The sequence below is a fragment of the Pseudomonas sp. AD21 genome (assembly GCF_002878485.1).
Classification (GTDB): domain Bacteria; phylum Pseudomonadota; class Gammaproteobacteria; order Pseudomonadales; family Pseudomonadaceae; genus Aquipseudomonas.
The window spans coordinates 149,481-170,628 of record NZ_NQYG01000006.1; the positions used below are offsets into that span (position 1 = coordinate 149,481).

A 21,148-nucleotide genomic window follows, 5' to 3' on the forward strand; every position below is an offset into this window, starting at 1 on the left:
CATCGGGGTTCCCTTCATCTGGCTGTTCCTGTTCTTCATGCTGCCGTTCTTCATCGTCCTGAAGATCAGCTTCGCCGAAGCCGACGTGGCCATCCCGCCATACACCGAGATCTACACCTTCGTCGACCAGAAGCTGCAACTGCTGCTGAACCTGGGCAACTACGCGATGCTCGGCGACGACGAGTTGTACATCGCCGCCTACCTCGGCTCGCTGAAGATGGCGTTTTTCAGCACGCTGTTGTGCCTGCTGATCGGCTACCCGATGGCCTACGCCATCGCCAGCGCGCGCAAAGAGCTGCAGACGGTGTTGGTGCTGCTGATCATGATGCCGACCTGGACCGCGATCCTGATCCGCGTGTATGCGTGGATGGGCATCCTCAGCAACAACGGCCTGCTCAACGGCTTCCTGATGAGCATGGGTTTCATCGACGAGCCGCTGCAGATCCTCAACACCAACCTTGCGGTGTACATCGGTGTCGTTTATTCGTACCTGCCGTTCATGATCCTGCCGCTGTACGCCAACCTGGTGAAGCACGATCACAGCCTGCTGGAAGCCGCTTCCGACCTCGGTTCGAGCACCTTCAACAGCTTCTGGAAAATCACCATTCCGCTGTCCAAGAACGGGATCATTGCCGGCTGCATGCTGGTGTTCATCCCGGTGGTGGGCGAGTTCGTGATCCCGGAACTGCTCGGCGGTCCGGAAACCCTGATGATCGGTAAAGTGCTCTGGCAAGAGTTCTTCAACAACCGTGACTGGCCGGTGGCGTCTGCCCTGGCGGTGGTGATGCTGGCGATCCTGATAGTGCCGATCATTCTGTTCAACCGCAGTCAGGCCAAGGAAATGGAGGGTAAAGAATGAAGCGCTTCCGTTTCTCCAGCCTGATGCTGGTCCTGGGTTTGTTGTTCATCTACCTGCCGATGCTGATCCTGGTGATCTACTCGTTCAATGCCTCGAAACTGGTGACGGTGTGGGGCGGCTGGTCGATCAAGTGGTACGTCGGCCTGCTCGACAACACCCAACTGATGGGTTCGGTGCTGCGCTCGCTGGAAATTGCCTGCTACACCGCAGTTGCCGCGGTGGCGCTGGGCACGTTGGCAGCGTTCGTGCTGACCCGAATCACCCGCTTCAAGGGCCGCACGCTGTTCGGCGGTCTGGTCACCGCGCCGTTGGTGATGCCGGAAGTGATCACCGGTCTGTCGCTGTTGCTGCTGTTCGTGGCCATGGCGCAGATGATTGGCTGGCCGCAGGAACGCGGCATCGTCACCATCTGGATCGCGCACACGACGTTCTGTGCGGCGTATGTGGCGGTGGTGGTGTCGGCGCGCTTGCGTGAGCTGGACCTGTCGATTGAAGAGGCGGCCATGGATCTCGGTGCACGGCCGTGGAAGGTGTTCTTCCTGATCACCATCCCGATGATCGCGCCATCGCTGGCGGCGGGCGGCATGATGTCCTTCGCTCTGTCGCTGGACGACCTGGTGCTGGCGAGCTTCGTCTCCGGCCCAGGTTCGACTCCCCTGCCGATGGAAGTGTTTTCGGCGGTGCGTCTGGGCGTGAAGCCTGAGATCAACGCCGTGGCCAGTCTGATTCTGCTGGCGGTGTCGCTGGTGACCTTCATGGTCTGGTTCTTCAGCCGCCGTGCCGAAGAAGCGCGCAAGAAAGCCATCCAGCAAGCCATCGAAGAAGGCGCTGCCGATTCGTGGAAGCAACCGGACGTGCGCCGCGCGCCAGCGCCGGAAGCGGCTTAAGGCAATACCGGGTTGGCCCGTTACTCAAGGCCAATCCAATTCCAAACTGTAGGAGTGAGCCTGCTCGCGATAGCGGTGTGTCAGTCAGGATATTTCCAACTGACAGGACGCCATCGCGAGCAGGCTCACTCCTACATTGGGTTTCAGGCCGTCCACGGGGATTTACGGATGACTTCAACAAAGTTCATCGGCTTGAACCCCGGCTCCTGATCCACCAGCACATCGGTCTTCACGTTGCCGAACGTCGTCTGCGGACGATGGCGCAAGCCGTCGGCAAACGCGCAGATGATGCACTCCTTGAAACCTTCCCCACGCGGATGCGCATGCACCACCGCCTCGCGCTGCACAGTGCTGAACGCCGCGTAATCCATGCCCAGCACATCCATCTCGACCCCGGCGGTCACCAGTGCCACGGTCGGCCGCAGATGCTTGGGCACGCCGGGTGTGGTGTGCAGGGCAATCGACAGCCACACTTGTTCGATGTCGTCATCACTCAGCCCGTACGGCTTGAGAAACGCCGCTGCCGCATTGGCGCCATCCACTTCAAAACGTTCGTCGTCACTGCGATAGCCTGCGACCAGCCCGACGTCGTGGAACATCGCGCCGACGTACAGCAACTCAGGGTTGTACGCCAGTTGCTGGCGCTCACCACTCAATGCACCGAACAGAAACACCCGACGCGAGTGGTGGTAGAGCAGGTCGGATTCGATGTCGCGAATGTACTCGGTGGTGGCCCGGGCCAACGCGCTGTCAGGGATTTTGATGCCGGCAATGGTGGTGCTCATGGGAGGTTTCCTCACTGAAACGCCGTCGTGGCGCCGATGGACAAAGTCTGTTCCCCGAGGCGGTAAACGGACAATCAACGCATGGCTGCGATCCTTGCCAATCGACCTGCAAATCGTGCCAACTCACGGCTTGAGCGCTTATCGCGTTCCTCTGTGGTGAGGGGATTTATCCCCGATGGACTGCGCAGCAGTCCCAAAACCTGCTGTTTCGGTGTATCAGGTAAACCGCGCAGTGAGGATCTACGACTGCTGCGCAGCCGATCGGGGATAAATCCCCTCGCCACAATCCCCTCGCCACAAAGATCCCCAGGAGGCTTATGAACAAAACCATCGCCATCGTGGTGTTCCCCGGCGTGCAGGCGCTGGATGTCAGCGGGCCGATGGATGTGTTCGCCGAGGCCAACCGGTTTCTGCTGCCTGAGGATCACTATCGGCTGGAGGTGATCGGCCTCGAACGCGGGTCGATGGCTTGTTCCAATGGCCTGAACCTCAGCGCTCACCGGCACTTCAGCGAGGCGCTAGACGCCTGGGACTTGCTGTTGGTGGCGGGTGGGCCGCAGTTGCCATTCATGGATTTCGGTCGCGGGTTCGACGCCTGGCTGCGCGATGCTTGCGCCCGTGCGCGGCGTTTCGGTTCGATCTGCAACGGTGCGTTCATGCTGGCGCGGGCGGGGCTGCTGGACGGACGCACGGTGACCACGCACTGGAACGATGCCCAAGCCCTGGCGCAGTTGTGTCCATCGACCCGGGTCGAGGCCGATCGCTTGTACGTCGAGGACGGCGCGCTCTACACCTCGGCGGGGGTCACGGCAGGGATTGATCTGTCGTTGTACCTGCTGGCCCGCGATCACGGCGCTGAAGTGGCGCTAAGCGTGGCCAAGCGGCTGGTGGTGTTCACGCAGCGTTCGGGCGGGCAGTCGCAGTTCAGCCCGTTCCTCACCCCGCATGCGGAACCGACCTCGGCGGTGGCGATGGTGCAGCTGTATGTGCTGGCCAATCTCACGGGTGACCTGACGATTGCCGATCTGGCGAATGCGGCGAACATGAGCGCGCGTAACTTCTCCCGGGTGTTCGCCCGCGAAGCCCGGGTTACCCCGGCGGAGTTCGTCGAACGGGCGCGGGTGGATGCGGCGCGGGTAATGCTCGAAAGCACCACGGCGCCGCTGAAGACCGTGGCCTATCAGTGTGGGTTTCGCGATGCGCAGCACATGCGCAGTGTGTTCAATCGGCGGCTGGGGGTGACGCCGCAGCAGTTTCGGCTGAATTTTGCGCTGATGCTCTGAGATATGTGTTGAGTCGACGGTCCCCATCGCGAGCAGGCTCACTCCTACAAATGGAATGCGTTCCCCTGTAGGAGTGAGCCTGCTCGCGATAGGGCCCGTCCGGCTAATCGAGGATTATTGGGCAGCCCTTGCCGGCAACAGTTTCAAGGTACTGCGGGTATTGGCCGTCACTTCCTCATCGCTGAAATGCGCCTGCACATACATCCCCTCGACGTACTCCTCGGCTTGATCGTCATAGTGGCTGTCGAACGGCACACCACTCTGGCCGACCGGGTTGATGGTCAGGCTGTGCGCCGGGTCGGCGAAGTCGATCAGTCGGCGCGTCGAAGGTCCGTAAGTCACCGGCCATGGCGCCGGGCCGAGTTTGGCCGAGAGGTTGTTCGGCACTTCATGACTGCCCGGCGCTGCAAACGGGCCAACGTTGAAAATCTTGTCCAGCGGCTTCTGTTGCCCCAACGGATGGCCGTGGGTCAGGGTGTGCGCCGTGCCCCATTGCCAGTCGGACGGGGTGTCACCGAGGGTCTGTTTCAGGTGCGCCATGCTCGCCTGCCACGCCACCTTCACGATGTCGGCGCGGGTTTCCTTGTTTGGTGTGTTGCGATTGTCCCACCACGGTGAGTCCGCGTTCGCCGCCAGTCGCGGCAGAGCGGCATCGATCACCCGGGTCGACAACAGCGTTTCGAAGAAATCGTTGCCCAGCTCATCGCGCATCGCCGCATCGGCGAGGTCGTAGAGGAACTGGTTGAACAGCGTCGCGCTGACCGAATCCAGCGGATAGTCGCCTGGCCACTGCGCCAGTTGCTCGACCAGTTTCAGTTGCGCCGGATCGCTCACCACTTCGCGCAGCACCGGCAACAACGGCGCCAGGGTGCGCGGGCCGTAGGCGGTGGTGGTGCCCAGTTGCAGCTTCTGGTTGGCTTCGTTGCTCCACTTCACGCTCTTGTCGCTGAGCTGGCGGTTGAGCTGCTGACCGCGATCGGCCAGGTTGTAGTAACCGGGGATTTCCATACCGGTCGGTGACAGCGGCTGGAAGTTGGCCGAGACGATGTAGCCGCGCGCCGGGTTTTCTTCCTGCGGGTTGGCGCTGAACGGGTAGTAGCCGTCCTTGTCCGCCTGATTGCTGCTGCCGTCGAGGATGAAGTCCGGTTTCACCCCGGCAGGGCGTTTGGGCAGCAGCGCCGAAGCCCACCAGGCAATATCGCCCTTGGCGTTGGCGTAGACAATGTTCAGCCCCGGCGCTTGCACTTTGGCCGCCGCCGCGCGGGCCTTGGCCAGGGTGTCGGCGCGGTTGAGCTGGTAGAAACCTTCGAGGATCGGGTTCGGCGTTTCGAGGAACGCCCACCACATGGCGATCGGTGTCTTGCCGGCAGCCGTGCCGAGGGCGTCATTGACGATCGGACCGTGGGGCGACTGGCGCAGAGTGAGTGTCACCGGTGCCTGGCCCTTCACTGCGATCTGCTGCTCGGTGCTGACCAGATCGGTCCACTGACCGTGGTACCAGACCTGATTCGGGTTGTTCGGGTTGACCTTCTCGGCGATCAGATCCAGATCGTCGTTCTGGAACATGGTCAGGCTCCAGCCGAACTCCAGGTTGTGCCCGAGGAAGGCGAACGGCACCAGTGCCTGATGGTGACCGTAGAGTTCGAAACCCGGCGCCGACAGTTGCGCCTCGTACCATACCGACGGTACCGAGAAGCGAATGTGCGGGTCGCCGGCCAGCAGCGGTTTGCTGCTTTGGCTGCGGCTGCCGGCGATCACCCAGGCGTTGCTGCCTTCGAATTGCGGCAGGCCGTTTTCGATCAGCGCCTGCTCGCTGAGGCGGGCGAGGGCGTTGAGGTCTTTCCAGTCGCCGGCGGCGAGGGCGGGCGTCGGGTTGGCGCGGCCTTTGGCGAGCACGCCCTTGGGTTGCCAGTCGAGATCGAAGACATTGAGGTAATCGGCGCCGAGTTGATCACGCACGTAGGTCAGCAGCGGTTCGGTGCGAAACGCGGCGGCGAAGCTGTAGGCCATGTAACCGGCGACGCTGATGCTGTCCTCAGCCGTGAACGGTCGCTTGCGGATGCCCAGCACGTCGAACTCCACCGGCGCGGCGTGGCTGTCCTGATATTGGTTGATGCCGTCCAGATAGGCTTGCAGGGCCTTCCACGCCGGTGACTGCTTATCGAGACTGGCGACATAACTGGCGGCGCGTTCGCGGATGCGCAGGCTGCGAAACAGTTTGTCGGTGTCGAGCAGCTTCGGCCCGAGTACTTCGGCCAGCTCGCCACGCGCGAGGCGGCGCATGGCTTCCATCTGGAACAAGCGGTCCTGGGCATGCACGTAGCCCAGGGCGCGATAGAGGTCGGTTTCGTTTTCGGCGCGGATGTGCGGCACGCCACGCTCGTCGTAACGCACGGTCACCGAACCCTGCAGGTTGCGCAGCTCCACCTGGCCCTGACGCGTCGGCTGTTTGCTGTAGACGTACCCGCCGACGCCGGCGAACAGAACAACGATGAGCAAGGCAAGAACGGTGAAAACGCGTTTCATGGTGACTCCTTGTGCATGCGGGATTACCGCCCGTCGGGCTGCAAACAATTAGCACAGACCTTCCGTGCCGTGCATCGCTGTCCTTGAAAAGTCCGGAATGCCTTACTGCACCACCACCGGCCACGGGCAATAACAACCGACCGCCAGGGTGTGCGTGGCGTTGACCGGGCGATCATCCATCAGCGCGTTGAGGATCGGTTCGATGAAGCTGTTGCTGGAGTTGCAGGTCAAGCCTTCACTGTACGGCCCGAAGTATGCCAGTTTGCCGCTGCGGTCCCAGATCGCCACGGCGGGGCTGGCGGGAATCTGCTCGGAGCCTGGCAGCACGGCGATGGTTTTCAGGTTGCTCAGGGTCGCGGGCAACTGGCCGTGGCTACCGGCGCGTTGCACCGCGAAGAACTCCACACCGCGCGGGCCGAACTGTTCGACCATTTCCGTCAGGTGCTGTTGATTGCCGACGTTGCACGGGCAGGCCGGGTCCCAGAAGTGCACGAGGCGGATTTTGCCGGGGCCGGCCAACTCATCGGGCAGGCGCAGCGGATCACCGGAAAACACCGCCGTATGCTGGCTGAAGGCACGCAGATAGCGCCCCTGAAACCAGTCGTACGCCGCCCACAGCACCCCGGCACACACAAGCGCGAGCAGGCTGGCAAACAGTGCGGTGCGGTAGGGCGAACGCATGGTTTTTCGATCCTCGAAGGGCCGCTAGCTTGCCATGCTTGCCGCAACAGATGAATATCGCAGGCCGATAAAGTCTGTTTACCGCTTTGGAATACCCGCATGCCTGACACTTTCGATGCCGATCATTTACGCGCCAGCCTCAAGCCTTTGGCCCAGTGGCAGCCGTTGTCGGACGAGGCCAAGGCGTATCAGCGGTTCTATCAGACCGACTTCCCCGAGCGCGATGTCTGGCGCGGCATGGGGCGGTTCGAAGTCGATGGCTATGAACTGGTCAGCCACTGCTGGTGGCCGGAGAAGGTCAAGGGCACGCTGTTTCTGCTGCACGGTTTTTACGACCACACGGGACTGTATCGGCATGTGATCGAGTGGGCCCTGGATCAGGATTTTGCGGTGATCGCCTGCGATTTGCCGGGGCACGGTCTGTCGAGCGGGCCGCGGGCGAGCATCCGCGATTTCTCTGAATATCAGGACGCTCTGCAGGCGTTGTTCGCCGAAGCCAATTCGATCGCCTTGCCGCAGCCCTGGCACCTGTGCGGGCAAAGTACTGGCGGCGCGATCGTCGTCGACCATGTGCTCAACCATGGCGAGCACAGTCCGGCGCAAGGCCAGTTGATTCTGTTGGCGCCTCTGGTGCGTCCGCGCGCATGGGGCTGGTCGCAACTGAGTTATTACTTGCTCAGGCCTTTCGTGCGGGGCGTCACCCGGCGCTTCAGCGAGAACTCCAATGACCCGGCATTCCTGCCGTTCCTGCAAGCCGACCCGTTACAGCCCAAGCGCTTGCCGACGGCGTGGGTCGGTGCTCTGTCGCGCTGGATCATCCGCGTGGAACACGCGAAAAAAAGTCCGCGACGGCCACTGATCATTCAGGGCCAGGCGGACATGACCGTGGACTGGCAACACAACTTGCAGGTGATGAAATGGAAGTTCGACCGGCCACAGATTCTGCTGTTGCCGGAGGCCCGGCATCATCTGGCGAATGAGACGCTGGAGATGCGAGAGGAGTATTTCGAGTTTCTGAACAAGCGGATCAGGGGGCGCAATCTCTAGAGCTTTCGAGGGCCTCATCGCGAGCAGGCTCGCTCCTACATTTGATCGCGGTCTCTGTAGGAGTGAGCCTGCTCGCGATGGCGGTCTGAAAGGCGATAAAGATTACTGGCTGAGGTTCGAAGAGCTTTGCCCCACCGCCAACCCCGCGCGAATCGCCGCCAGCGCCGCCTGGTAGTACGCCTTGCCCTCGCTCGACTCGGCAAAGGTCGCGAACTGTTCCAGTTCGTCATCCGACAGATCACGATAAACATAGAGCAGTGTGTTGTTCATATCGGCGCCGATCTGATCCATCAAGCGCTGGCGCTGACCGTTCAACATGCCTTGCGCCTGACCGCCGCCGAGCAGGCCGGGAATCATCGAACTCAAACTGTCCGCCGCCACCCCGGCAATTGCCAGACTGACTTCGGCGCCGGCCTCGCGTGCCGGCAGCGCTTGCGCCAGATGGCCGATGATCAGCAGGCGGCTGTCGCTGGCCTGCATCTTCGGCAGGCCCTTGGCGTTCTTCGCCAGTTGATCGCGACGGGTGGCGAGCAATTCAGCGGCGACGATTTTCTTGCCCAGCGGCGATTGAAAAAAAGTCAGCGCCGGTTGTGGATCGGCGAGGTGCTGGCGCAGTTGCGCTTCGGCACGCTGATCCATCGCCTGGGGGGCGAAGCGCTGGTTGCTGTTGTTGACCAGGGCTTGAAACACCGCAGGCGGCAGGTTGTTCTGGTAGCGCTGCTGCGCGGCACTCAGGGCATCATTGAAATGCGCACGTTGATCTGGCCAGCCGGCAATCTTGTACAGCTGATCGTGGCCGTCCGCCCAGGCGGGCAAAACGCAGAACATCAACAGTGAAAAAAGCAAACGGCGCATAGGGACTCCTGTCAGCAGCGGACTATTCTCCGTGCGGTGCCGGTACTTGTCGAGAATTCGTGGCAAGCCGCCGCGTGGCTCTGTCGGATTTCTTGCCGCAGGCATACTATGCGCGCCATGCAAATATCCTCCGAACACCCGCTGCTGTTACGCATCGTCGACGACCTGGCCGAACACGGCTGGTCGCAGCAGAACATTTTCCTGCCCGCGGGTTTGACCCGTGAGCTGGCGGCCGAGTGCCGCAAACGTGAGGCCGAGGGCGAACTGGCGCCGGCAGCGGTAGGCCGTGGGCCGTTTTCGGAGATTCGCGAGGGGATTCGCGGTGACCACATCCAGTGGATCGACCCGGGGCAGGCCGAGGCCAGCGACCGTTATCTGAACCTCATGGACAGCCTGCGCGAGGCACTCAATCGCGGGTTGTTCCTGGGGCTCGAGGATTTCGAGTGCCACTTCGCCCTTTATCCGCCGGGCGCGTTTTACCGCAAGCACGTCGATCGCTTTCGCGACGATGACCGGCGCATGGTCTCGGCGGTGGTCTACCTCAATGACGCGTGGCTGCCGGAAGACGGCGGTCAGTTGCGCATGTATCTGGGCGAAGACCGGGTTCATGACGTGCAACCCACCGGCGGCTGTCTGGTGGTGTTTCTCTCCGGCGAAGTGCCGCATGAAGTGCTGCCGGCGAACCGCGAGCGCTTGTCGCTGACCGGCTGGTTCCGCCGCCGTGGCAACGAGCCGTTCTGATATGCAGAGGATTCTGGTCAGCCGCTGCCTGTTGGGCCACCGCGTGCGTTACGACGGCGGGGCCAGCGGGCCGTTCGATCTGCTAGAGAAGTGGATCGCCGATGGGCGCGTGGTGCCGCTGTGTCCGGAAGTCGCCGGTGGTTTGCCGACGCCGCGTGCGGCGGCGGAAATCCCGGGCGGGCAGGGCGCTGAAGTGCTCGATGGCACGGCGGCGGTGATCACCACCGAAGGCGAGGACGTCAGTGCGCAGTTTCTCGATGGCGCGCGGCAGGCGCTGGCACTGGTGCAGAAACATGGCATCCGCGTGGCGGTGCTCAAGGCCAACAGTCCTTCATGTGGCAACCTGCTGACCTATGACGGGTCGTTCAGTGGGGTGAAGGTCAGTGGCGAAGGCGTGACGGCTGCACTGCTCAAACGCCATGGGGTGCAGGTGTTCAGTGAGCTGGAGTTGCCGCAAGCCGCGGCAGCCCTGGCACACCTCGACTAAAAAACCGCAAATCCCTTGTAGGAGTGAGCCTGCTCGCGATAGCGGTGTGTCAGTTAACGATTATGTCGACTGACCTGACGCCATCGCGAGCAGGCTCACTCCTACAGGGGTTTTGTGTTCACTTGGGTTCGGTGAGCCACTTTTTCGACAGCGCCGCCAGCCGCCCGTCATCCTTGATCCGCTGCAAGGCACCTGCAAGGCTTGCCTGAAACGCCGGATTACCCTTCTGAAACGGAATCGCCAACTCCACCGGCGTCGCCGCTCTCGGTTTCTCTTCAGTCAACGCCTGCACCAGCACCATCGGTCGCGGCTGCTCGTCCTTCTTCGCCAGCATCTGTGAATCGACCTTGCTGTAAGACTCGCTGAAATCGAAACGATCCTTGAGTTCAGGTGTCAGTGCTATGTGATTGAGCGCAACGTCGTACTTGCCGCTTTCAACGCCCTGGAGCAAGTCTGCTTCGTCAGTGACGATGAAGTCGGCGCGTACATCCAGCTCGTTGGCCAGCTGTTGCCCCAGCTCGACCTCAAACCCCGTGAGTGTGTCGCCGTCCTTGAAATTGAAGGGTGGTGTATTAGCCTCAAGGGCGATGCGCAACTCGCCTCGATCGTTGACGTCATCAATCAGTTCGGCGTGAGCCAGAGGGCTCAAAAGGGGTAGCAGGCAGATCAGGCCAGGCAGAAAACGCATGGTCACTCCTTTGAAATCATTATGGCGGCCGGTTTTTCTGGCTCGCTTTGCTATGGTTGACGAGTGCCTTCGACAACGAATGGTCATGAAGTTGTCATGACCACGCGGATTTTACGGAAAAACTGGAGAAGAAAATGAAAAGCTTTATGTCACGTGCAGCGTTGGCGGGTTTGCTGATGGGCGTTTCGGTGTTGGCCAGTGCCGCCACTCCGGCCCCGAAAGGCGCCGAAGTGTTCATCGTTTCTCCCGAGGATGGGGCCACGGTGTCTCAAGAGTTCAAGGTCAAGTTCGGCGTCAAGGACGTCGCGCTGGCGCCAGCCGGTGATGTCACCAAAAACACCGGTCACCACCACTTGCTGATCGACGTCGACAAGCTGCCGGCGGCGGGCGCACCGATTCCGAATGACGCCAACCACATGCACTTCGGCAAGGCGCAGACCGAGGCCACGATCAAACTGGCTCCGGGCAAGCACACCCTGCAACTGGAGCTGGGTGACAGCGGTCACATGCCGTTCGATCCAGCAATCGTCTCGAAGAAAATCACCGTCAACGTCGAATAAAAAAAGGGAGCCCTTCGGGGCTCCCTTTTTTATCGCTGCAAGCCTGAAGCTAGTAGCTCGTCGCTGCTTTTTTAGAAGAGCACACGGCTACGGATGGTGCCGTTGATGTGCTGCAGTTTCTCTTGCGCCAGATCCGAGTACTCGGCGTCGACGTCGATCACTACGTAGCCGACTTTCTCGTTGGTCTGCAGGAACTGACCGGAGATGTTGATACCGTTTTCGGCGAAGACCTTGTTGATCTCGCTCATCACACCCGGAATGTTCTCGTGGATGTGCAGCAGGCGGTGCTTGCCAGGGTGAGCCGGCAAAGCCACTTCCGGGAAGTTCACCGACGAAACGGATGTACCGTTGTCGCTGTACTTGACCAGTTTTTCCGCCACTTCCAGACCGATGTTGGCTTGCGCTTCAGCGGTCGAACCACCGATGTGCGGGGTCAGGATCACGTTGTCCAGGCCACGCAGCGGGCTTTCGAACTCTTCGTCGTTGGAGCGTGGCTCCACCGGGAATACGTCGATGGCCGCGCCGATCAGGTGCTTGTCCTTGATCGCGTCCGCCAGGGCGTCGAGCTCGACCACGGTGCCGCGCGCGGCGTTGATCAGGATGCCGCCCTTCTTGATGGCGCGGATTTCCTTCTCGCCGATCATCCACTGGGTCGCAGCGGTTTCCGGAACGTGCAGGGTGACGATGTCGGACATGCCCAGCAACTCGTGCAGGTTGCCGACCTGAGTGGCGTTGCCCAGCGGCAGCTTGGTCACGGTGTCGTAGAAGAACACTTGCATGCCCAGACCTTCAGCCAGTACCGACAGCTGAGTACCGATCGAGCCGTAGCCGACGATGCCGAGTTTCTTGCCACGGATCTCGAAGGAGTTGGCTGCGGACTTGATCCAGCCGCCACGGTGGCAGGAAGCGTTTTTCTCAGGGATGCCGCGCAGCAGCAGAATCGCTTCGGCCAGTACCAGCTCCGCTACGGAACGGGTGTTGGAGTACGGCGCGTTGAACACGGCAATACCGCGCTCGCGGGCAGCACTCAGGTCAACCTGGTTGGTGCCGATGCAGAAACAGCCGACTGCCACCAGCTTCTTCGCGTGATCGAAGATCTCTTCGGTCAGTTGTGTGCGCGAACGAATGCCGATGAAGTGAGCGTCAGCGATCTTTTCCTTGAGCTCGGCTTCCGGCAAGGAGCCTGTCAGGTATTCGATGCTGGTGTAGCCCGCCGCCTTGAGGACGTCGACAGCCGATTGGTGGACGCCTTCGAGAAGAAGGAACTTGATCTTGCTCTTATCGAGAGAAGTCTTGCTCATCTGCGTAAACCTGTATCCCGGAGAAAAATGGCAGGGAGGGGAGCAGCCTGGAGCTGACCCGCACGGCAAGAAAGCCGTCACCGCAGAACTGGCCTTGGGCACTGGCCTGCGGGGTCGGTATGCTAGCATAGCCACCCCGCGAAACACTCATTCCTGCGACGTGAAGCGTCTTCAGGATGACCATGAATTGTTCGAGAGTTCTGTCGATGACCAATCCTGCCCTGATTGATGAACTGAAGACCCTGGTCGAGCCTGGCAAGGTCCTGACCGACGCCGACTCCCTGAATGCGTACGGCAAGGATTGGACCAAGCACTTCGCGCCCGCGCCGAGCGCCATTGTGTTTCCCAAGACCATCGAGCAGGTGCAGGCGATTGTCCGTTGGGCCAACACCCACAAAGTGGCGCTGGTGCCATCTGGCGGGCGAACCGGACTTTCTGCCGCCGCCGTGGCCGCCAATGGCGAAGTGGTGGTGTCGTTCGACTACATGAATCAGATTCTCGACGTGAACCTCACCGATCGCACGGCTGTTTGTCAGCCGGGCGTGGTCACCGAACATTTGCAGAACGTCGCTGAAGAGAAGGGCCTGTACTACCCGGTGGACTTCGCTTCTGCCGGTTCCAGCCAGATTGGCGGCAATATCGGCACCAATGCCGGCGGAATCAAGGTGATTCGCTACGGCATGACCCGCAACTGGGTCGCTGGCATGAAAGTGGTCACCGGCAAGGGTGATGTGCTGGAACTGAACAAAGATCTGATCAAGAACGCCACCGGTTACGACTTGCGCCAGTTGTTCATCGGCGCCGAAGGCACCCTCGGCTTTGTGGTTGAAGCGACCATGCGTCTGGATCGCGCGCCGAAAAATCTCACCGCGATGGTCCTCGGCACCGCTGACTTCGACTCGATCATGCCGGTGCTGCATGCCTTCCAGGGCAAGCTCGACCTGACCGCCTTCGAGTTCTTCTCCGACAAGGCTCTGGCCAAAGTGCTGGGGCGTGGTGATGTGCCGGCCCCTTTCGAAACCGACTGCCCGTTCTATGCACTGCTGGAATTTGAAGCGAGCACTGAAGAGGTGGCCAACAGCGCTCTGGAAACCTTCGAGCACTGCGTCGAGCAGGGCTGGGTGCTGGACGGCGTGATGAGCCAGAGCGAAACCCAGCTGCAGAACCTGTGGAAGCTGCGCGAGTACATCTCCGAGACCATTTCGCACTGGACGCCGTACAAGAACGACATCTCGGTCACTGTCTCGAAAGTGCCGGCATTCCTGCGGGAAATCGACGCGATCGTCGGCGAATATTATCCGGACTTCGAAATTGTCTGGTTCGGCCACATCGGCGACGGCAACCTGCACCTGAACATTCTCAAGCCGGATAACCTGAGCAAGGACGAGTTCTTCGCCAAGTGCGCGACCGTCAATAAATGGGTGTTCGAGACCGTCGAGAAATACAACGGCTCGATTTCCGCCGAGCATGGCGTGGGCATGACCAAGCGCGACTACTTGACGTACAGCCGCTCCCCGGTCGAAATCGAGTACATGAAAGCGGTCAAAGCGGTGTTCGACCCGAACGGCATCATGAATCCGGGCAAGATCTTCGCGGTTTGATTGGCAATCCCTTGAATCAATGAAGGCAGGAGTCGGTAAATGAGCTATCAGCACCAGTATGTCGACGGCACACGCATTCACTTCCCGATCGGGAAAGTGGTGTGCATTGGCCGTAATTACGCCGAACACGCCAAGGAACTGGACAATCCGGTCCCTACCGAACCATTGCTGTTCATCAAGCCGGGCAGTTGTGTGGTGCCGCTGGAAGGCGGTTTCAGCATTCCGACCGAGCGCGGTTCGGTGCACTATGAGGCGGAAATCGCCGTGCTGATCGGCAAGCCGCTGTCGACCAAGCCGAGCCGCGAAGAAGTGCTCGATGCGATCTCGGGTTTCGCCCCGGCGCTGGACCTGACCCTGCGCGACAAACAGGCTGAGCTCAAGTCCAAGGGCCTGCCATGGGAAATCGCCAAGTCGTTCGACGGCGCGGCGGTGATCGCCCCGTTCGTGGTCGGTAGCACCTTCGCTGACCTGACCGACATCGGCATTCGCCTGACCATCAACGGTGAAGTGCGCCAGGACGGCAACAGCAGCGCGATGCTCAACCCGATCGTGCCGATGATCCAGCACATGGCCGGCTGCTTCTCGCTGCAGGCCGGTGACGTGATCCTCACTGGCACGCCTGTGGGTGTCGGCCCGCTGAATGTCGGCGACGATATCGTGCTGGAACTGGTCGGTGCGAGCAGCTTCACCAGCAGCGTGCGTTAACCCACTGCAATCCCCCTGTAGGAGTGAGCCTGCTCGCGATAGCAGTCTGTCAGTTAACGAACGTGTTGACTGAGCCGACGCCATCGCGAGCAGGCTCACTCCTACATTGGTTCTGTGTCGCGGCCCGCAAAGACGAAGGGCAATCCCGCCATTTGCCGTTTTTTTCACATCCTGTCCGGATAATTCCTCTCATTCTGGCGTCTGAGCCGGCCTCTTTGTGCTATTACCCATAGCCTGAATTTTCGGAACGCGTCCCTGATGTCAGCTCAAACTCAGCTCAATCCTCCTCGTCGCTCACGTTTTGCCCTGCGCTGGTATGTCTGGCTGTTGCTGGTGCTCGCCGCCGCTTATGGTCTGGCGTTTGCCATGCATTGGGATGACCGTGGCCTGCTCTGGGTGCGCGAGCGTTTCGAGAGTCAGGCCGAGCAGAAAGCCAGCATCTGGTTGCCGGACTATCGGGCGGTGATCGACGGCAAACTGCTGCCGGGCATGGAAAAGGACGAAGCCTCGGACCTGTCCTATAACCCGCAGACCAAAACCCTGTTTTCGGTAATGGGCAAGAACCCGTTCCTGGTCGAATTGACCCTGCAGGGCGATGTGCTGCGCAAGATGCCGCTGGTGGGCTGGGTCAACCCGGAAGGTGTGACCGTGATGGAAAACGGCTTGATGGCGATCGTCGACGAACGCGATCACCTGCTGACCATCGTCAAGGTCGATGCCAGCACCCGTGAGCTGAATATCGCCGACTTCCCGAAATACGACCTCGGCCCGTCGAAAAACCAGAACAAGGCGTTCGAAGCGATCACCTGGGATCCGCGCAACCAGCAGTTGCTGTTGGGCGAAGAGCGCCCGCCGGCGTTGTTCACCTGGAAAAGCGACGGCAGCCAGATCCTCAAGGGCGACAAGCAGAAGCTGGCCAGCGATGAACTGGATATCCGCAACCTGTCTGCGCTGGCAATCGACCCGCGTACCGGCCACACCCTGGTGCTGTCCGCCGACTCGCACCTGCTGCTGGAGCTGGACGAGAAGGGTGAGCAGGTCAGCTTCATGACCCTGCTCGGCGGCTTCAACGGTTTGAAGAACACCATTCCCCGCGCTGAAGGCGTGACCATGGACGAGGCTGGCACGCTGTACATGGTCAGCGAGCCAAACCTGTTCTATCGCTTCGAAAAGCAGAAGTAAGCCCATCGGCCCCGGCTTGTGGTCACGGGCAAGTGGCCATTAAGCTTCAGTTCAGACAGGCGTGATATTTCATCCGCCTGTTTTGATCCCGAGCCTGCCCGAATGCGTCGACTTGCCCGCCCCAAGCCCCTGTTTGTCATCCTGTCGGTGATGGCTCTGATCGCATTGATCGCGCTCGGCCAATACCTGCGCCTGTTCGAGCGCGCCTGGTTCAACCTGCACACCCTGTGGCAGCCATTGAGCAGCGAGGCCATTGGCCTGGATCAATACCGGGTCGAGGTCGAAGCCAGGGTCATCGACGGGCTGAACGATGATGTGTCGGCGCTGACCTACGATCCGGTGCGCAACAGCCTGTTCACCGTGACCAACAAAAATGCCGAGCTGGTCGAGTTATCACTCGAAGGCAAGATCCTGCGGCGTATCGCACTGATCGGCTTCGGTGATCCGGAAGCGATGGAGTTCATCAGCGCCGACACCTACGTGATCACCGACGAGCGCCAGCAACGGCTGATCAAGGTCCATCTGCAAAAGGACACCACGTTCCTCGATGCGGCGGACGCCGAACAGATGACCCTTGGCGTACACATGAGCGGCAACAAGGGCTTCGAAGGTCTGGCGTATGACTCGGTGGGCAAGCGCCTGTTCGTGGCCAAGGAGCGTGATCCGATGCTGATTTATGAAGTGCACGGATTTCCGCACTTCAATCCGGAAAAGTCCTACGCCGTGCACGTGATCAACAACCCCAAGCGCGATGCCGGGATGTTCGTGCGCGATCTGTCGAGCCTGCAATACGACGAGCGCAGCGGCCATTTGCTGGCGCTGTCCGACGAGTCGGGGCTGATTCTGGAGCTGGATGTGGACGGGCGCCCATTGAGCACCTTGTCGCTGAACAAGGGTCGGCAGGGCTTGCAGAAGAGGGTGCCGCAGGCCGAAGGCATTGCGATGGATGATGACGGGACGTTGTATCTGGTGAGCGAGCCGAACCTGTTTTACGTCTTCAAGAAACCAGCGCAAAACTGACTGACACCGCAAAAAACCAAATGTGGGAGCGGGCTTGCTAGCGAAAGCGGTGGATCAGTCGACATCTGCATTGACTGAACCACCGCTTTCGCGAGCAAGCCCGCTCCCACAGGGGTAATGCATCTGCCCACAAGCTGTGGACAGCCAGGCTTACTCAGCCTTCAGGGTTTTCACGCCTTCGCTGGTGCCCAGCAGCAACAGATCCGCCGGACGCGCCGCGAACAGGCCGTTGGTGACCACGCCGACGATCGCATTGATCTGCGCTTCCAGCTCCACCGGGTTGGTGATCTGCAGGTTGTACACGTCGAGGATGATGTTGCCGTTGTCAGTCAGCACGCCTTCGCGGTACACCGGGTCGCCGCCCAGTTTCACCAGTTGACGGGCGACGTGGCTGCGGGCCATCGGGATCACTTCGACCGGCAGCGGGAATTCGCCCAGCACCGGTACCAGTTTGCTGGCGTCGGCGATGCAGATGAAGGTCTTGGCCACGGCCGCGACGATCTTCTCGCGGGTCAGGGCTGCGCCGCCGCCCTTGATCAGGTTCAGGTGCGCGTCGCTCTCATCGGCGCCGTCGACGTAGAACTCCAGGTCGCTGACGGTGTTCAGTTCATACACCGGAATGCCGTGGCCCTTGAGGCGCGCGGCAGTGGCTTCGGAGCTGGCGACCGCGCCATCGAACGCGCCCTTGTGCTGGGCCAGCGCATCAATGAAACAGTTGGCGGTGGAGCCGGTGCCGACCCCGACGATGCTCTTGTCGTCGAGTTTTGGAAGGATGAAGTCGACGGCGGCCTGAGCCACTGCCTGTTTGAGTTGATCCTGGGTCATGCGGGCTCCGGAAGCGGGCAAGGTAAGAACGGAAAGGCCGGTATTATATCCCCATGCCCGGCGAAAACCTCCTGTGGTGAGGGGATTTAACGAAACGTCGCACCGCTCCGACCAGCGACGCAGTCGTCGTAAAACCTGAGGGTGCGGTATCACTTGATGACTGCTGGGGGAGTGCTTCGCACTCCATCGGGGATAAATCCCCTCGCCACAATGGGTTCTCACTGGTTAAAACCACCTGTTTAGTGTGGTCGCCCAGGCAAAGGCCGGGTTAGACTCCTTGGTCCCGCCCAATCGCCAGTGATGCTTTCCGATGCTCGAACAGTACGTCAAAAAGATCCTCACCTCGCGCGTTTATGACGTTGCCGTAGAAACCCCGCTGCAGAACGCTCGCCAGCTCTCCGAGCGGCTGGGCAATGACATCTGGCTCAAGCGTGAAGACTTGCAGCCGGTGTTCTCGTTCAAGATTCGCGGCGCCTACAACAAGCTGACGCAACTGAGCGATGAAGAGCGCGCCCGTGGCGTGGTTACCGCGTCGGCGGGCAACCATGCGCAGGGTCTGGCGCTGGCGGCGAAAGTACTGGGCGTGAAAGCGACCATCGTGATGCCCAAGACCACCCCGGAAATCAAGGTCGAAGGTGTGCGTTCGCGCGGCGGCAAAGTGGTGCTGCACGGTGATTCGTTCCCGGAAGCGCTGGCCTACTCGCTGAAACTGGTCGATGAAAAGGGCTACGTTTACATCCACCCGTACGATGATCCGCACACCATTGCCGGGCAGGGCACCGTGGCGATGGAAATTCTGCGTCAGCACCCGCAACCGCTGGACGCGATCTTCGTGCCGGTCGGTGGCGGCGGTCTGATTGCCGGCATCGCGGCGTACGTGAAATACCTGCGCCCGGACATCAAAGTCATCGGCGTCGAGCCGGACGACTCCAACTGCCTGCAAGCGGCCATGGCTGCCGGTGAGCGCGTGGTGCTGCCGACCGTGGGCATTTTCGCCGATGGCGTGGCGGTGGCGCAGATCGGCCAGCACACCTTCGACATCTGCAAAGACTACGTTGATGAAGTGATCACCGTCAGCACTGACGAGATCTGTGCGGCAATCAAGGATATCTACGACGATACCCGCTCGATCACCGAACCTGCCGGTGCCTTGGGCGTGGCCGGGATCAAGAAGTACGTCGAGTTGCGCGGTGTCAGCGGCCAGACCTTCGTTGCCATCGACTCCGGGGCCAACGTCAACTTCGACCGCTTGCGCCACGTCGCCGAGCGCGCCGAGCTGGGCGAGGGCCGTGAAGCGATCATCGCCGTGACCATCCCCGAGCAGGCCGGCAGCTTCAAGGCCTTCTGCGAAGCGATCGGCAAGCGCCAGATCACCGAATTCAACTACCGCTACAACACCGGCAGCGAAGCGCACATCTTCGTTGGCGTGCAGACCCACCCGGAAAACGATCCGCGCAGCGCGCTACTGGCAAGCCTGACCGAGCAAGGGTTCCCGGTCATCGACTTGACCGACAATGAACTGGCCAAGCTGCACATCCGCCACATGGTCGGCGGGCGCGCGGCGCAAGTGGTCGATGAAGTGGTGCTGCGCTTCGAATTTCCGGAGCGTCCGGGTGCGCTGTTCAACTTCCTCAACAAGCTCGGCGGACGCTGGAACATCTCGATGTTCCATTACCGCAACCATGGTGCGGCGGACGGCCGTGTCGTCGCGGGCCTGCAAGTGCCTCATGACGAGCGTCATCTGGTGCCGGCGGCGCTGGCGGAAATCGGTTACCCGTACTGGGATGAAAGTGATAACCCGGCCTATAAGCTGTTTCTTGGCTGAGCGGCTACGCTGATGGGCAGGCCATAAGGAAATCGAACAATGGAAACGTTAACCGCCCTGAAAACGGCGCACATGGTGGCGACGGTGGTGTTGCTGGCCAGTGCGCTGGGTCTGGGAATCTGGGTTTTACTGACACGGCGCAAAGGTGACGCAACGGCCGGCAGCCGCACCTTGCAACGGCCTCGGGTGTTCATCTGGCTGTTGATGGGGCTGGCGCTGTTGAGCATGCCGTTCTCCGGCTGGGGCATGGTGCATCTGGTCGGCTGGCCACTGGGGCAGACCTGGCTGCTGGCCTCCAGCGTGCTGTACACCGTGGCGGCGCTGGCATGGTTCTGGTTGCTGGTGCGTTTGAATCGCCTGCGCAAGGCGCCGGGTGGCGTCGGCAAGTTCAGTTTTGCCTTGGCCTTGTTCAGCTTTGTCTGCTTTGTGGCGATTGCCGGGTTGATGGGCGCCAAGCCTGTTTAAGGCTTGAGACCGGGTTGGCCCCATTCGCGAGCGGGCTCGCTCGCACAGGGGATTTGTGAACGACACAGATCCAATTTGGGAGAGAGCCTGCTCGCGAAGGCGTCATCAGCCGCGCAACGAAATCACCGGCCAGCCACGTTTCTCGGCTTCAGCCCGCAGATTCGGGTCCGGATCAACCGCCACCGGGTTCGCCACCTGCTCCAGCAGCGGCAAATCATTCATCGAATCACTGTAGAAATAGCTGTCATCCAGCGAATGCCCGCTCTCTGCCAGCCAGCGATTCAGGCGCGTCACCTTGCCTTCGCGAAAGCACGGAATGTCGGTGCTGCGTCCGCTGTAGCGGCCGTCGATCATTTCGCATTCGGTGGCGATCAGGGTTTCAACGCCCAGGCGCACGGCAATCGGTGCGGTGACGAAGCGGTTGGTGGCGGTGATGATCACCAGTTTGTCGCCAGCGTCGCGGTGCTTTTTCAGCAGCTCCAGCGCCTTGGGCAGCATGATCGGTTCGATGCAGTCGCGCATGTAATCGTTGTGCCATTGATCGAGCACGGCCATTTCGGTGCGGCCGAGGATTTCCAGGCAGAAGTTCAGGTACGCGGCGTTATCCAGTTTGCCGGCCAGGTAATCCTGATAGAACTCGTCGTTGCGTGCCTTGTACGCGATCGGGTCGAGGAAGCCGCGTTCGCACAGATAGTCGCCCCAGGCGTGATCGCTGTCGCCGCCCAGAAGGGTGTTGTCCAAATCGAATAGAGCCAGGCGCATTGCAGTTACCCGCTGAAAAGTCAGTAAAAAGGCGACAAGAATACGGTCTTTTCACAAGAGTGC

Annotated in this window: 21 protein-coding genes; 13 read left to right on the top strand and 8 right to left on the bottom strand. The window is 60.8% G+C overall.

All coding sequences use genetic code 11. From position 1 onward, the window contains the following. The first annotated feature begins 1 nt into the window (after position 1). Both PseAD21_RS05900 and PseAD21_RS05905 read left to right on the top strand, forming a co-directional pair. On the top strand, positions 2-859 hold the full coding sequence (locus PseAD21_RS05900) for an ABC transporter permease subunit (RefSeq protein ID WP_256588098.1): 858 nt from the start codon (positions 2-4) through the stop codon (positions 857-859). Beyond that, positions 856-1,746 carry an ABC transporter permease subunit gene (locus PseAD21_RS05905; protein WP_102354882.1) on the top strand — a complete coding sequence of 297 codons (891 nt, stop codon included), beginning with the start codon at positions 856-858 and terminating at the stop codon, positions 1,744-1,746. The genes PseAD21_RS05900 and PseAD21_RS05905 overlap by 4 nt, the downstream gene beginning before the upstream one ends. Before the next feature lie 143 nt (positions 1,747-1,889). Here PseAD21_RS05905 and PseAD21_RS05910 read toward each other — a convergent pair whose 3' ends face one another. Beyond that, complete coding sequence (locus tag PseAD21_RS05910; RefSeq protein ID WP_102354883.1) at positions 1,890-2,531, bottom strand: HD domain-containing protein; 642 nt, start codon at positions 2,529-2,531, stop codon at positions 1,890-1,892. 317 nt (positions 2,532-2,848) lie between these two features. On the opposite strand from PseAD21_RS05910, the gene PseAD21_RS05915 reads away from it, so the two are divergent. After that, positions 2,849-3,814 (top strand): GlxA family transcriptional regulator, encoded by a 966-nt coding sequence (locus PseAD21_RS05915; protein ID WP_102354884.1) that lies wholly within the window; start codon positions 2,849-2,851, stop codon positions 3,812-3,814. A gap of 114 nt (positions 3,815-3,928) precedes the next feature. On the opposite strand, the gene PseAD21_RS05920 is transcribed toward PseAD21_RS05915, so the two are convergent. Together PseAD21_RS05920 and PseAD21_RS05925 are read right to left on the bottom strand one after the other, a co-directional pair. After that, positions 3,929-6,340: a penicillin acylase family protein gene (locus PseAD21_RS05920; RefSeq protein ID WP_102354885.1), complete on the bottom strand. Its 2,412-nt coding sequence runs from the start codon at positions 6,338-6,340 to the stop codon at positions 3,929-3,931. Positions 6,341-6,442: 102 nt separating this feature from the next. Beyond that, positions 6,443-7,021 (bottom strand): DUF6436 domain-containing protein, encoded by a 579-nt coding sequence (locus PseAD21_RS05925; RefSeq protein WP_102354886.1) that lies wholly within the window; start codon positions 7,019-7,021, stop codon positions 6,443-6,445. 99 nt (positions 7,022-7,120) lie between these two features. Between PseAD21_RS05925 and PseAD21_RS05930 the strand changes: the two genes are divergently transcribed. Further along, entirely contained in the window at positions 7,121-8,068 is a 948-nt protein-coding gene (locus PseAD21_RS05930; protein ID WP_025112040.1) for an alpha/beta hydrolase, read from the top strand. A 102-nt stretch (positions 8,069-8,170) separates the two neighbouring features. Here the strand turns inward: PseAD21_RS05930 and PseAD21_RS05935 are convergent, their stop codons facing one another. Then, complete coding sequence (locus PseAD21_RS05935) at positions 8,171-8,923, bottom strand: DUF2059 domain-containing protein (protein WP_102354887.1); 753 nt, start codon at positions 8,921-8,923, stop codon at positions 8,171-8,173. 108 nt (positions 8,924-9,031) lie between these two features. Between PseAD21_RS05935 and PseAD21_RS05940 the strand changes: the two genes are divergently transcribed. Together PseAD21_RS05940 and PseAD21_RS05945 are read left to right on the top strand one after the other, a co-directional pair. Next, the gene (locus PseAD21_RS05940; protein ID WP_025112042.1) at positions 9,032-9,664 is read left to right on the top strand and encodes a 2OG-Fe(II) oxygenase; all 633 of its coding nucleotides are present in this window, start codon (positions 9,032-9,034) and stop codon (positions 9,662-9,664) included. A gap of 1 nt (position 9,665) precedes the next feature. Continuing rightward, complete coding sequence (locus PseAD21_RS05945; protein ID WP_102354888.1) at positions 9,666-10,151, top strand: DUF523 domain-containing protein; 486 nt, start codon at positions 9,666-9,668, stop codon at positions 10,149-10,151. 118 nt (positions 10,152-10,269) lie between these two features. On the opposite strand, the gene PseAD21_RS05955 is transcribed toward PseAD21_RS05945, so the two are convergent. Next, on the bottom strand, positions 10,270-10,839 hold the full coding sequence (locus PseAD21_RS05955) for a transporter substrate-binding domain-containing protein (RefSeq protein ID WP_102354889.1): 570 nt from the start codon (positions 10,837-10,839) through the stop codon (positions 10,270-10,272). Positions 10,840-10,973: 134 nt separating this feature from the next. On the opposite strand from PseAD21_RS05955, the gene PseAD21_RS05960 reads away from it, so the two are divergent. Further along, positions 10,974-11,399: a DUF4399 domain-containing protein gene (locus PseAD21_RS05960; RefSeq protein ID WP_102354890.1), complete on the top strand. Its 426-nt coding sequence runs from the start codon at positions 10,974-10,976 to the stop codon at positions 11,397-11,399. A 71-nt stretch (positions 11,400-11,470) separates the two neighbouring features. Here PseAD21_RS05960 and serA read toward each other — a convergent pair whose 3' ends face one another. Further along, positions 11,471-12,700, bottom strand: a complete 1,230-nt coding sequence (serA, locus tag PseAD21_RS05965; RefSeq protein WP_102354891.1) for a phosphoglycerate dehydrogenase — start codon at positions 12,698-12,700, stop codon at positions 11,471-11,473. 206 nt (positions 12,701-12,906) lie between these two features. Between serA and PseAD21_RS05975 the strand changes: the two genes are divergently transcribed. The 4 genes from PseAD21_RS05975 to PseAD21_RS05995 all read left to right on the top strand — a co-directional run bounded on the left by PseAD21_RS05975 (position 12,907) and on the right by PseAD21_RS05995 (position 17,208). Next, complete coding sequence (locus PseAD21_RS05975; protein WP_102354892.1) at positions 12,907-14,301, top strand: FAD-binding oxidoreductase; 1,395 nt, start codon at positions 12,907-12,909, stop codon at positions 14,299-14,301. A 39-nt stretch (positions 14,302-14,340) separates the two neighbouring features. Beyond that, positions 14,341-15,006, top strand: a complete 666-nt coding sequence (locus PseAD21_RS05980) for a fumarylacetoacetate hydrolase family protein (RefSeq protein WP_047596640.1) — start codon at positions 14,341-14,343, stop codon at positions 15,004-15,006. 258 nt (positions 15,007-15,264) lie between these two features. Next, positions 15,265-16,188, top strand: coding sequence for an SdiA-regulated domain-containing protein (locus PseAD21_RS05990; RefSeq protein WP_102354893.1), 924 nt, complete (start codon positions 15,265-15,267; stop codon positions 16,186-16,188). Between the two features lie 102 nt (positions 16,189-16,290). Continuing rightward, entirely contained in the window at positions 16,291-17,208 is a 918-nt protein-coding gene (locus tag PseAD21_RS05995) for an SdiA-regulated domain-containing protein (RefSeq protein ID WP_102354894.1), read from the top strand. Positions 17,209-17,358: 150 nt separating this feature from the next. Here the strand turns inward: PseAD21_RS05995 and rpiA are convergent, their stop codons facing one another. After that, positions 17,359-18,033: a ribose-5-phosphate isomerase RpiA gene (gene rpiA / locus PseAD21_RS06005; RefSeq protein WP_095137581.1), complete on the bottom strand. Its 675-nt coding sequence runs from the start codon at positions 18,031-18,033 to the stop codon at positions 17,359-17,361. 310 nt (positions 18,034-18,343) lie between these two features. Between rpiA and ilvA the strand changes: the two genes are divergently transcribed. Beyond that, positions 18,344-19,858 (top strand): threonine ammonia-lyase, biosynthetic, encoded by a 1,515-nt coding sequence (gene ilvA, locus PseAD21_RS06010; protein WP_102354895.1) that lies wholly within the window; start codon positions 18,344-18,346, stop codon positions 19,856-19,858. A 39-nt stretch (positions 19,859-19,897) separates the two neighbouring features. Next, entirely contained in the window at positions 19,898-20,323 is a 426-nt protein-coding gene (locus tag PseAD21_RS06015; protein ID WP_102354896.1) for a DUF2269 domain-containing protein, read from the top strand. A 105-nt stretch (positions 20,324-20,428) separates the two neighbouring features. On the opposite strand, the gene PseAD21_RS06020 is transcribed toward PseAD21_RS06015, so the two are convergent. Then, entirely contained in the window at positions 20,429-21,085 is a 657-nt protein-coding gene (locus tag PseAD21_RS06020; RefSeq protein ID WP_102354897.1) for an HAD family phosphatase, read from the bottom strand. Between the last annotated feature and the right edge of the window lie 63 nt (positions 21,086-21,148).